We start from the raw sequence: 11,554 nt of genomic DNA on the forward strand, positions 1-11,554 counted from the left end.
GTGCCTCGCTCAGTGGGCAGTTCCACGTCGCCGGGGGCGTGTCCGGCGCGCGTCCCAGGCGTCGAGCACGAACCTCACGGCCTCCGCGTCCAGCCGTTCCGGCGCCAGGCGCCACTCCATGATGCTGCGCGCCCGGACGAACCGGCTGCGGGGCAGCTCGCCGGCCAGCATCTCCGCGTCGGCCGCGGGATGCAGCGGATCCGCGTCGTGTCCCACGACCAGCACCGGGACCCGGATGCTGCGCCGCTGCTCGGCCGAGGGGGCGAGGCTCCCGAAGAGGACCCCGTGCAGGACCGCGGCGAGCGGTCCGGAGCGCTGGTTGCACGAGTCCAGCCACACCCCGACCCAGAACGGTACGACCCCGCGGGGAACCGCCCTGGTCGCGCGGCGGACCGCGGCGACGGTGAAGGGCGCGAAGCGCGCAGCGAGCAGGAGCGGGGTGCCGGCCAGGAGCCCGGCGGTCAGTGCGTTGTCCAGCAGCGGCATCTCCACGACCAGCCCGCGCACCCGGTCAGGTGCCGACACCGCCACCTGGAGCGCCACGTTGGCCCCCAGGGACGTGCCGCCGACCACGGCCCGCTCGGCGCCCAGGTGGTCGAGCAGCGCCAGCACCTGGGCGGCGAAGGCGGGCACCGAGTAGGCCAGCGGATCCGCCGGCCGGTCGGACCGACCGTGGCCCAGGAGGTCAAGGGTGACCACGTGCAGGCCCTGCGACGCCAAGGTCCGGGCGAGGGGCTGCTGGACCCTGCGGGTCATCAGCTGCGGGTGGAGCAGCACCACGAGGCGCTCGCCGGCCCCGAACTCCGTGTACTCCAGTCGGTCGCCGGTGTCGAGGAAGAACTGCCCGATGCGCTCCGAGACCAACATGGTCGCTCAATCTAGCGAGCCGCCGGGACACGTTGTCCATTCTCGCCATGATCGGCGTCCGGCCTGAGACACTTCGACCCATGTCGACTCGGGTGCGCGAGGTCGAGGACGCCCGGGCCGTGCTGCTCCTGGTCGTTCTCGTCTTTGCCGCAGGTTGCTTCGCTCTTGGAGTGGCCTCCCCCGGCACGACGGCGCTCGTGACGTGGTGGCCCGCCGCGGGGGTCGCCACCATGCTGGCCACCGTCTCGCGCCCCTCGTGGTGGTGGTGGGTGCTGCCGGCCATCGGGGTGGCCAACGCCGGCGCCAACCTGCTCTTCGACCGGCCGTGGGGCATCGCGCTGGTCCTCTCCCTGGTCGTCATGGTCGAGGCGGTGGTGTTCAGCCTCGTCCTGCGACTGCGGCAGGGCGGGCTCGCGGTGATGGCGACCCAGCGCGACGTGCTGCGGCTGACCGTGGCCGCGACCGTCTCGGCCTGCGCCGGCGGCCTGCTGGGAGCCGTGGTGCTGCCCTGGGTGGGGAGCACCGCGACGTTCAGCGACCTGCTGCTGACCATCACCCCCTCCCACGTGGCGGCGATGCTGGTCGTGGCCCCGGTGGTGATGAGCCTGCGCCGCCCTCTGCTGCCGATCCTGACCTGGGAGCTGGTGCTCCAGGCCACCTCCCTCAACCTCGCGGTGCTGGCCACGTTCTGGCTGGGCCAGCAGGTGGCTCTGACCTTCGTCCCACTCCCCTTCGTCGTGTGGGCGGCGTTCCGCTTCGGACTGCGGGTCGTCGCCTGGCAGCTGATGATCGTGGCGGTGGTCGCCACGTCCTCGACCGCCCTGAAGCACGGCCCCTTCGCGGTCGGCTTCTCGGACGACGTCTCGGGGCGACTGGAGGCGGCGTCCCTGGTGCAGATCTTCCTGGTCTGCATGGTGCTCATCTGCGTCCCCCTGGCGGTCAACGTCGAGCAGAGCGTCCGGCTCACCGACCGGCTGCGCGCCAGCAGCAACCTGTTCCGGACGAACTTCGCCGAGTCCCTGGTCGCGATGCTGGTGCTCAGGGACGGCGACGCCGGGCTGGAGGTCTTCGATGCCAACCACCGGGCCGCCGAGCTGCTGGACCGCGACGTCGCCGACCTGGTGGGCTCCGCGCTGGCCGATCTCGTGCTCACCGACCTTCCTCTGGGCCTGGCCTCGGACCGGATGAAGCGCGGCGAGCTCGACACCTGGCGCGACGAGGCCCGCCTGACCCACCGCCCCACGAGCCGGGTGGCCCTGAGCATCGCCCGGCTCTCCGGCGGCGACGGCGAGTCGATGTACAGCGCCCAGCTGCTGGACCTGACCGCCGAGCGGGACGCGATGGCCGGGCTCCAGGCGGAGCGGCAGCTCAGCGAGATGATGCTGGCCACCACCGCCTGCATGATCCTGGTGACCGACATGGACGGGTCGGTGCTGCGCGCCAATCCGGCGGTGACCCAGATCCTGGGCCACCGCAACGAGGCCCTGGTCGGGCATCCCCTGTGGGAGGTGATGGTCCCGCCGGCGGTGCGCGAGGGGGTCAGGAGGATGTTCCAGGACCCCGAGGGGCCGGCATCCCCCGTTCGAGCGAGAGCACCGCCACGGACACCAGCGGCGTCGAGCACCGGATCGCGTGGACCGCCGGGGTGGTGCGCGACCAGGCAGGCCGGGCCAGCCACCTGGTGCTGACCGGTCTGGACATCACCGCGGAGCGGCACGCCTCCGGCCTGATGAGGCACCTGCTGCAGGCGGCGCTGACCACGGCCCTGATCGGGGTCGACCTGCACGGCTGCATCACGCTGTTCAACTCGGGCGCTCAGACCCTGCTCGGCCAGGAGCCGGAGGAGGCCGTGGGCACGGCCTTCCTCGACCTGCTGGCCCGCGAGGACCTGGCCCGCTGGGCGGACGGGCACGCCGCGGCGCCCACCTTCGACCTGGTGGTGGAGCACCTGGTCGACCAGCCCGCCCGGGAGTGGCGTTGGGCCCACGCCGACGGCCGGCACAGCCTGGTCTCCATGACCCTGACGTCGGTCCGGGACCACGCGGGCGCGTTGATCGGCTACCTGTGCGTGGGCAGCGACGTCACCGAGATGGTGCAGATGCAGGAGATGCTCATGAAGGCCCTGGACAAGGAGCGCCAGGTGGTCGATCGGCTCAAGGAGCTCGACTCGGCCAAGGACGACTTCGTCTCCACCGTCAGTCACGAGCTGCGGACCCCGGTGAGCAGCATCGTGGGCTACACCGAGCTGCTCCAGGACGGGGACTTCGGGGACCTGACCCAGCAGCAGGTGCCGGTCCTGGACGCGATCAGCCGCAACGGCGAGCGGCTGATCACCCTGGTGGACAACCTGCTCGCCCTCAGCGGCCTCTCCAGCGACGCGCTGACCTGGGACCACGCCAGCACCGACCTGGCCGAGGTCGTCCTCGGCATCCAGCGCCGGTTCGCCGGGTACGTCGGTCGACGCCGGCTGGAGGTCACCTTCACCGTGCCCGAGGTGCCCGTGCTGGTCGAGGGGGACTCCGGACAGCTGGACCGCGCCCTGCTCAACCTGCTCAGCAACGCGGTCAAGTTCACCGAGGACGGTGGTCGGATCAGCTGCTGCCTGACCACCGAGGACGATCAGGCGGTCCTGGTCGTCCGCGACGACGGCCTCGGCATCCCCCGGGAGGAGCAGGCCAACCTGTTCGGTCGCTTCTGGCGCAGCTCGACCTCCCAGGCCCGGCACATCCAGGGCACCGGCCTCGGTCTCTCGCTGGTGCACGCCGTGGTGACCGCGCACCGGGGATCCATCGAGATCGAGTCCGAGCACCTCCAGGGCACCACGGTCCGGGTCCGGATCCCGCTGCAGCGGGTGCCCAGCAAGGATGTGTCCACCGTCTAGCGGTGGACACATCCCGCGGGCTCAGGCGCGGTTGACGGCGCTGACCACGGCCTTGAGGGACGCCGTGACGATGTTCGGATCCAGTGCCACGCCCCACAGGACCTGGTCACCGACGGCGCACTCGACGTAGGCCGCCGCGATGGCGTCGCCGCCGGAGGAGAGCGCGTGCTCGTGGTAGTCCAGGACCCGCACGTCGCCCCGGTCCAGGTAGGCCGGGTTGCCCGCCTCCTGCTCGGCTGCGACGAGCTCGTTGATCGCTGCCACGAACGCCGCGATCGGGCCGTTGCCCTCCCCGGTCAGGGTGCGCGACGTGCCGTCGACGAAGACGTTGACGCTGAGCCGGTCCTTCTCCCCCGCCGACGAGGAGGTGTGCACCGAGTCCAGGCGCAGCGGCTCCTCGCGGTGCAGGTACTCGGCCTGGAAGACCGACCAGATGGCCTCGGGGGTGACCTCGCCGCCCTCGGCGTCGGTCCGCTCCTGGATGACCCGGCTGAACTCGATCTGCGCCCGGCGCGGCAGGTCGAGCTTGTGCTCGGACTTGAGGATGTAGGCCACCCCGCCCTTGCCGGACTGGCTGTTGACCCGGATGACCGCCTCGTAGGTCCGACCCACGTCCTTGGGGTCGATCGGCAGGTACGGCGCCTCCCACGGCATCTCGCCGACCGGTACGCCGCGCTCGGTGGCCCGGCGCTCCAGGTCCTCCAGCCCCTTCTTGATGGCGTCCTGGTGCGAGCCGGAGAACGCCGTGTAGACCAGGTCGCCGGCGTAGGGGTGACGGGGGTGGACCGGCAGGTTCGTGCAGTACTCGACCGTCCGGCGTACCTCGTCGATGTCGGCGAAGCTGACCTGCGGGTCGATCCCCTGGCTGAACAGGTTCATGCCGAGGGTGACCAGGCAGACGTTGCCGGTGCGCTCCCCGTGGCCGAACAGGCATCCCTCGACCCGGTCGGCGCCAGCCATCAGGCCCAGCTCGGTCGCGGCCACCGCCGTGCCCCGGTCGTTGTGCGGGTGCAGGCTGATGGCGCTGTGCTCGCGCCGGGTCAGACCCCGGCCGAAGTACTCGATCTGGTCGGCGTAGGTGTTGGGGGTGGACATCTCCACCGTGGCGGGCAGGTTGAGGATGATCTCGCGGCCGGCCTCCGGCTGCCAGACGTCGGAGACGGCCTCGCACACGTCGAGGGCGAAGTCGGTGTCGGACTGGGTGAAGATCTCGGGGCTGTACTGGTAGCCGAAGTCGCCGGTGCCGACCAGGTCGCCGAGGAACTCCTCGGCGTACTTCATCACCATCTCGGTGCCCCGCACGGCGATGTTGCGGCACTCGTCGGGGGTCACGCCGAAGACGACCCGCTGGAACAGCGGAGCGGTCGCGTTGTAGAGGTGCACCGTGGCCCGGTCCGCGCCGACCAGCGACTGCACGGTGCGCTGGATCAGGTCATCGCGCGCCTGGGTGAGCACCGAGATCTGCACGTCGTCGGGGATCCGGTCGGTCTCGATGAGCTGGCGCACGAAGTCGAAGTCGGTCTGGCTGGCGCTGGGGAAGCCGACCTCGATCTCCTTGTAGCCCATGGCGACGAGCAGCTCGAACATCGCCATCTTGCGCGGCGGCGTCATCGGGTCGATCAGCGCCTGGTTGCCGTCACGCAGGTCGGTGGAGAGCCAGCGGGGAGCGGCGGTGATCTTCTTCGTCGGCCAGGTCCGGTCCGGCAGGTCGACGGGCACGAACGGCTGGTAGCGCGCGAACGGCATCGCGCTGGGAGACTGACGGTTGCTGCTGTTGCTCAGGTGGGTCATGGCGGCTTCCTCGCAGGGGGCTGACGGGCGACCGGCGCGCGGCACACTCCGCAACGAGGGGGCCGGCGGGTTCAGGCCTCGTTGCGGCAGCGAAGGAGCAGTCGTCGCATCATGACGTCCTCACCCTACGCCGCGGCGTCCCCCGGCGCAGCCGTCGGGTCCGGATGCTGACTCGCTCGCCGGCGCCGCGGCCCGCCACGCCACCGCCGGGGCCGTGCGGGGCCGCCGTAGGCTCGACCCATGCCTCGCCTGCTCGTGGTCCACCACTCGCCCAGCGCCAACGCCGCCCGGTTGAGCGAGGCCGTCGCCGCGGGGACGGTCGATCCGGCGGTCGGCGACGTCGAGGTCGTCGTGCGCAGCGCGCTGAGCGCCACCGCCCAGGACGTGCTGTCCGCCGACGGCTACCTCCTCGGGACCACCGCGAACTTCGGCTACATGAGCGGCGCCCTGAAGCACTTCTTCGACACCGTCTTCCTCGAGGCCGGCGGGGCGCTCGGCGAGGACGGCTCGGCCGGCCCGGGGGCCGGCGGACGGAAGCCGTTCGGTCTGTGGGTGCACGGCCGCTACGACACCACGGGGGCGACCAGGTCGGTGCTCGCCATCGCCGGCGCGCTGCCCTGGCGGCAGGCCGCCGGCGTGCTGGAGGTCCTGGGCGAGGTCGGGGAGCCCGAGGTGGAGTCCGGCTACGAGCTCGGCGCCACGCTGGCCGCACTCGTGCAGGAGCCCTCATGAGGAGGGTCCTGGTGGCACTGGCGCTGGCGCTGGCACTCTCCGCCTGCACGGGCGAGGACCCGGGTGACGACGACGCGCCCGGGGGTCCCTCAGCCAGCAGCTCCGAGACAGCGCCCACGGTGAAGCGGCCCCGAGCACCCCGGCAGGGCGCCTGCTACCGGTTGCGCCTCGACGACGCCCTGTCCCCCACCACCACGCGCAAGCCAGTGCCCTGCCGCCGCCGCCACACCGCCCAGACCTTCCACGTCGGCCGTCTCGACCTCAAGCTGGGCGGCCGGAAGCGTCGCGTGGACGCGCCCGCGGTCCAGCGGCAGCCCGCGCGCCGCTGCCCCGGCCGACTCCCGGGGTTCCTCTCCGGATCGCGCGACCAGCTGCGGCGCAGCATGTTCACCGCGGTGTGGTTCACCCCCACCCTGGAGGACGCCGAGGCCGGCGCCCGGTGGTTCCGCTGCGACGTGGTGGTGCTCGGGGGCGGCGGCAAGCTGGTGCCGCTGCGGACCGGTCTGAAGGGGGCACTGGCGGACCCGCAGCTGCGCGAGCGGTTCGCGATGTGCGCCACGGCCGCACCCGGCACCAAGGGGTTCCGCCGAGTGCCCTGCGGGCAGCGGCACTCGTGGCGCGCCGTCCAGACCGTCGACCTGCCCGGCACGAAGTACCCCCCGGGTCCGCGGATGACCGCCCGGATGGACGGCCCCTGCACCGCCGCGGCGCAGGAGTACGCCGACGACCCGCTGGACTACACCTGGGCGGAGGAGCGCCCCACCCGCAAGCAGTGGCGCGCCGGTCAGCACTACGGGACATGCTGGGTGCCCCAGCGCTGAGGCCCGGCGTACCCGCCCTGGCGGGAGGGCGGCCTAGAAGCCGAGCTTGCGCAGCTGACGCGGGTCGCGCTGCCAGTCCTTGGCGATCTTGACCTGCAGGTCCAGGTAGACCGGAGTGCCCAGCAGTGCCTCGATCTGGAGACGGGCCGCCTTGCCCACGTCGCGCAGCCGGGACCCCTTGTGGCCGATCATGATGCCCTTCTGGGAGTCCCGCTCGACATAGAGGTTGGCGTAGATGTCGAGCAGCGGCTTGTCCTCGTCCCGGCCCTCGCGCAGGTTCATCTCGTCGACGACCACCGCGATGGAGTGCGGCAGCTCGTCGCGCACGCCTTCCAGCGCTGCCTCCCGGATGAGCTCGGCCACCAGGACCTGCTCCGGGGCATCCGTCAGGTCACCGTCCGGGTAGAGCTGCGGGCCCTCCGGCAGCAGGCCGACCAGCAGGTCCGCCAGCAGCCCCACCTGACTGCCGTCCACGGCAGAGACCGGGACGATCTCGGCCCACTCGGTGTCCGTCTCCACACCGAGCGCGGCGATGTCGAGCAGGTGCTGCCCGATCTGCTCGGGGGTCGCCAGGTCGGTCTTGGTGGCGATGGCGACCTTGATGGTGCGCCGCACCTTGCCGAGCTCACGCACGATGAACCGGTCACCGGGCCCGATCTTCTCGTTGGCCGGGAAGCAGACGGCGACGACGTCCACCTCCGCCCAGGTGGTCTTCACCAGGTCGTTGAGCCGCTCCCCCAGCAGGGTGCGCGGGCGGTGCAGGCCGGGGGTGTCGACCAGGATCAGCTGGGCGTCGGGGCGGTGCACGATGCCCCGCACCACGGTGCGGGTGGTCTGCGGCTTGGAGGACGTGATGACGACCTTGCTGCCCACCATCGCGTTGGTCAGCGTGGACTTGCCGGCGTTGGGACGACCGACGAACGACACGAAGCCGCTGCGGTGGGTCGGGGTGGTCTCGGTCATCGGTCCTCCCGGGCGAAGTCGTAGTCCGCCCAGATCTGCTCGTCGGTCCGGTCGGCAGCCTTGCCGGCCCGGTAGATCGGGCCCGGGTCCACGGCGCGGGGCTGCCGCACCGCGTTCCCGCGCCAGTAGCCCATCACGTCGTACGCCGTGCTGGGGAGGTTGCGGACCCGCATCAGGTGCTTGCGGATCGCCCGCATCTGCCCCGACTCCCCCGCCATCCAGAAGTAGCCCGGCCCCGGTGGCCAGTCGATGCCCTCGACCACCTCGGCCAGGGACGAGTCGCCGCCCGCCGGGGGCCGTAGCCAGGTCGTGTCCCGGCCTGCGGGCAGGTAGTCGGCCAGGTCGTCGGGGACCTCGGCCCAGATCCGGGTCGGCAGCGGCACGGACTCGGTGATCCGGACCATCGCGGGCAGTGCGGTCAGGTCGCCGACCAGGATCAGCCACTCCGCGTCCGGCGGCAGGGCGAACGAGCCCTTGGGCTCGCTGACGGTGACCGTGCTCCCGGCGCACTCTCCGGCGGCCCACTCGGTGACCAGGCCGACGTCGTGCACCACCACGTCCAGCGTCAGGCTCACCCCGTCCCAGTCCCGCACCGTGTAGTAGCGGCTCTGGAACTGTCCCGGGACCACCAGCCCCACCCACTCGTCGGGCACCCCGGTGCTGGTGAACTCCGCCAGGCCCGGCCCGCCCAGGACGAGCCGCACCAGGTGCGGGGAGAGCTGCTCACGCCGCAGCACCTGCGCGGTGTACTGCCTAGCCCGGGTGCTCACCGGGCAAATCTAGTCACCAGTGCGGCTGCAGCCCGAATCCGTTGCTCCCTGAAGCGTCGGTGCGCAACGCCAGCACCTGGTGCAGCTGGATGTTGTTGCGCTCGAAGGCCAGCCGCGACCCGGCCATGTAGAGGCCCCAGACCCGGGCCGTGGCCTCCCCCACCTCGGCGACGCACGCGTCCCAGTTGGCCTGCAGGTTCGCGCACCAGTCCCGCAGGGTGAGCGCGTAGTGCGGCCGCAGGTTCTCGCTGTGCACCACCTCCAGCCCGGCGTCCTGGGCGTCGGTGATGATCCGCCCGGATCCGGTCAGCTCTCCGTCGGGGAAGACGTAGCGGTCGATGAAGGCGCCGGTGTCCACCCGCCGGTTGTGCGGCCGGGTGATCGAGTGGTTGAGCAGACGGCCGCCCGGACGCAGCCGGCTGGACAGGAACTCGAAGTACGCCGGGTAGTGGCTGACCCCGATGTGCTCGGTGAGCCCGATCGAGCTCACCGCGTCGAAGTCGGACTCGGTGACCTCCCGGTAGTCGGCGTGCCGGATCTCCACCAGATCCTCCACCCCGGCGCGGACGACCTCCTCCTGCGCCCAGGCCGCCTGCGCCTCCGAGAGGGTCACGCCGAGCCCACGCACGCCGTGCTCACGCGCCGCGTGGATCACCATGCCGCCCCACCCGCAACCCACGTCGAGCAGCCGTTGTCCCGGGGCCAGCCCCAGCTTGTCCGCGACCAGCGCGAACTTGGCCCGCTGCGCCTCCTCCAGCGTCGCCTGGGGGCTGGGGTACACAGCGCAGGTGTAGGCCATCGAAGGTCCGAGCACCATCTCGTAGAAGCGGTTGGACACGTCGTAGTGGTGCTCGATCACCGCCGCGTCACGCGACAGGGAGTGCCGCAGCCCCTCGATGCTGCGGCGCCAGCGGGGCAGGTGCTCCTGGGGCGGCGGCGGCGGCGGCACCAGGTGCGAGAGCCCCAGAGCGCGCAGCAGCGAGATCAGCTCGGTCGGGCTGGGGGCGCGGAACCGGGTGTGGTCCTGCAGGATGCTCAACAAGGCGTAGGGGTCGCCGGGTGGCACCCCGACCATCTCGAGGTCGCCGGAGACGTAGGCACGGGCCAGGCCCAGGTCCCCCGGTGCGGTCATCATGTAGCTGAGACCACGCTCGTTGCGCAGCTCCAGCTGGAACGGGGCGTCCGCCGGACCGGCCGAGCTGCCGTCGTAGGCCGTGAAGCGCACCGGCAGTCCGTCGCGCAGCAGCGAGTCCAGCGCCTCGGAGATGGTCATGGTCCGGGTCAACGTCAGGCTCATGGGCGTCGCACCACCTTGTCGTAGAGGTCGGTCAGTCGGTCGTCAGGATCGAACCGTCGCTTGACGGCCGCCAGTTGCTCACCGCCGTACAGGCGGTCGAAGGTCTCGCGGTCGTAGAACGCCTCGGAGTACAGGGACTTGTGGCCCGAGAGCTCTCCGACGCACCTCTCCACGGCCCGGTTGAGCGGGGCCAGCGGCGCGGTCGGGCCCACTGGCACGGTGCCCCAGAAGCCGACGTTGACGTACGTCGTCCCGGGCCGCATCGGGTAGGTGGGCCAGGCCTTGGCGCCGCGCAGACGCACCGGGCACAGCCACACCGGACGCATCCCGACCTCGGAGTCGAACCACGCCAGGAACTCCGCCAGCCGGTCCAGCGGCACCTCCACGTCCTGGATCACCCGCTCCCGGGCCGGTCGCCCGGCGCGCCGGTCCAGCCGGTCGACGACGCCGTAGCGGCGGTCCAGGCCCACCAGCCGCTGGTAGACGTCGGAGCGGCGCCAGCGGCGCGGCCAGAGCCTCCTGACCAGCGGGTACTCCAGCCCGAAGGCTCGGCTGCACCAGAACCAGTCGGTGTCCCAGCGCCACAGGTAGTCGTGGCTGGTGAGCAGGTCGTGGCCGCGCTCGGCCACCGACCGGTAGTAGATGTGCTGCCCGGTGTAGTCCGAGACCCGGCCTCCGGGCGCCTCGAACCGTGCCAGGGTGAGCCGCAGGTCGGAGGGTGAGAACCCCACCCCGTCGATGGCGTCCACCCGATGCCCCTGCCAGGCCCGCGTGGCGACCACCTCCTCCACCGCCCCGGCCAGCGCGGCGGCGTCGGAGAACCGCAGGTGCCGCAGCGCGACGTGGCCGCCGATCGGCTCGAGCTCGATCTTGAGCCGGGTGGCGTAGCCCAGGGACCCGAGCGAGTTGGGGAAGGCGTCGAACAGCTCGTCGCCCGGACGACAGGTCACCACCTCCCCGGAACCCACGAAGACGTCCATCTCCAGCACCGACTCGTGCGGCAGTCCGTTGCGGAAGCTGGTCGCCTCGATGCCGAGGCCGCTGACCGCCCCGCCCAGGGTGATGGTGCGCAGCTGGGGCACGACCAGGGGCATCAGCCCGTGCCGCAGGGTCGCCTGGACCAGGTCCTCGTAGGTGCACATCCCCTGCACCTGGGCGGTGCGGGAGACGGGGTCCACCTCCAGCACCCCGGCCAGTCCGCTGACGTCGAGGCCGTGGGCGGCCCGCTCGCGCGGGCGGAACAGGTTGCTGGTGCTCTTGGCCAGCCGCACCGGGGCGTCGGGCGGAAGGGCCGCGTACGAGGACCGGAGCCGGGCAACGGCGGCCCTGTGGCGCTGTCCCTCCTCGGGAGCTACGTCGAGGCTCACCCTCAACACCATAGGGGCGCAGAGCGCCCGCGGCGACCCCTGATGCGCGAGATGGACCAGCCCGC

10 protein-coding genes are annotated in these 11,554 nt (G+C 71.8%); 4 read left to right on the top strand and 6 right to left on the bottom strand.

Annotated features, from left to right (window positions below):
* Nucleotides 1–9: 9 nt before the first annotated feature.
* Complete coding sequence (locus C0R66_RS11735) at nucleotides 10–867, bottom strand: alpha/beta fold hydrolase (RefSeq protein WP_101524841.1); 858 nt, start codon at nucleotides 865–867, stop codon at nucleotides 10–12.
* An 80-nt stretch (nucleotides 868–947) separates the two neighbouring features.
* Between C0R66_RS11735 and C0R66_RS11740 the strand changes: the two genes are divergently transcribed.
* Together C0R66_RS11740 and C0R66_RS11745 are read left to right on the top strand one after the other, a co-directional pair.
* Nucleotides 948–2,555 carry an MASE1 domain-containing protein gene (locus tag C0R66_RS11740; RefSeq protein ID WP_158648019.1) on the top strand — a complete coding sequence of 536 codons (1,608 nt, stop codon included), beginning with the start codon at nucleotides 948–950 and terminating at the stop codon, nucleotides 2,553–2,555.
* The gene (locus C0R66_RS11745) at nucleotides 2,516–3,748 is read left to right on the top strand and encodes a sensor histidine kinase (RefSeq protein WP_158648020.1); all 1,233 of its coding nucleotides are present in this window, start codon (nucleotides 2,516–2,518) and stop codon (nucleotides 3,746–3,748) included. The genes C0R66_RS11740 and C0R66_RS11745 overlap by 40 nt, the downstream gene beginning before the upstream one ends.
* A 21-nt stretch (nucleotides 3,749–3,769) precedes the next feature.
* Here the strand turns inward: C0R66_RS11745 and leuA are convergent, their stop codons facing one another.
* The gene (gene leuA / locus C0R66_RS11750; protein ID WP_101524844.1) at nucleotides 3,770–5,539 is read right to left on the bottom strand and encodes a 2-isopropylmalate synthase; all 1,770 of its coding nucleotides are present in this window, start codon (nucleotides 5,537–5,539) and stop codon (nucleotides 3,770–3,772) included.
* Nucleotides 5,540–5,779: 240 nt separating this feature from the next.
* On the opposite strand from leuA, the gene C0R66_RS11755 reads away from it, so the two are divergent.
* Both C0R66_RS11755 and C0R66_RS11760 read left to right on the top strand, forming a co-directional pair.
* Complete coding sequence (locus tag C0R66_RS11755) at nucleotides 5,780–6,271, top strand: flavodoxin family protein (protein ID WP_101524845.1); 492 nt, start codon at nucleotides 5,780–5,782, stop codon at nucleotides 6,269–6,271.
* Nucleotides 6,268–7,092: a septum formation family protein gene (locus tag C0R66_RS11760; protein WP_101524846.1), complete on the top strand. Its 825-nt coding sequence runs from the start codon at nucleotides 6,268–6,270 to the stop codon at nucleotides 7,090–7,092. The genes C0R66_RS11755 and C0R66_RS11760 overlap by 4 nt, the downstream gene beginning before the upstream one ends.
* Before the next feature lie 33 nt (nucleotides 7,093–7,125).
* Here the strand turns inward: C0R66_RS11760 and era are convergent, their stop codons facing one another.
* From era to C0R66_RS11780, 4 genes are read right to left on the bottom strand one after another with little or no spacing between them, the layout of a single operon-like run.
* Nucleotides 7,126–8,055 (bottom strand): GTPase Era, encoded by a 930-nt coding sequence (gene era / locus C0R66_RS11765; RefSeq protein ID WP_101524847.1) that lies wholly within the window; start codon nucleotides 8,053–8,055, stop codon nucleotides 7,126–7,128.
* Nucleotides 8,052–8,825: a siderophore-interacting protein gene (locus C0R66_RS11770; RefSeq protein ID WP_101524848.1), complete on the bottom strand. Its 774-nt coding sequence runs from the start codon at nucleotides 8,823–8,825 to the stop codon at nucleotides 8,052–8,054. The genes era and C0R66_RS11770 overlap by 4 nt, the downstream gene beginning before the upstream one ends.
* A gap of 13 nt (nucleotides 8,826–8,838) precedes the next feature.
* Complete coding sequence (locus C0R66_RS11775; RefSeq protein ID WP_101524849.1) at nucleotides 8,839–10,122, bottom strand: SAM-dependent methyltransferase; 1,284 nt, start codon at nucleotides 10,120–10,122, stop codon at nucleotides 8,839–8,841.
* A complete protein-coding gene (locus tag C0R66_RS11780; protein WP_241901422.1) occupies nucleotides 10,119–11,489 on the bottom strand; it encodes an FAD-binding oxidoreductase in 1,371 nt (456 codons plus the stop codon). The genes C0R66_RS11775 and C0R66_RS11780 overlap by 4 nt, the downstream gene beginning before the upstream one ends.
* Between the last annotated feature and the right edge of the window lie 65 nt (nucleotides 11,490–11,554).

It is taken from the genome of Nocardioides houyundeii, assembly GCF_002865585.1.
In the GTDB taxonomy this organism is placed as follows: Bacteria; Actinomycetota; Actinomycetes; order Propionibacteriales; family Nocardioidaceae; genus Nocardioides; species Nocardioides houyundeii.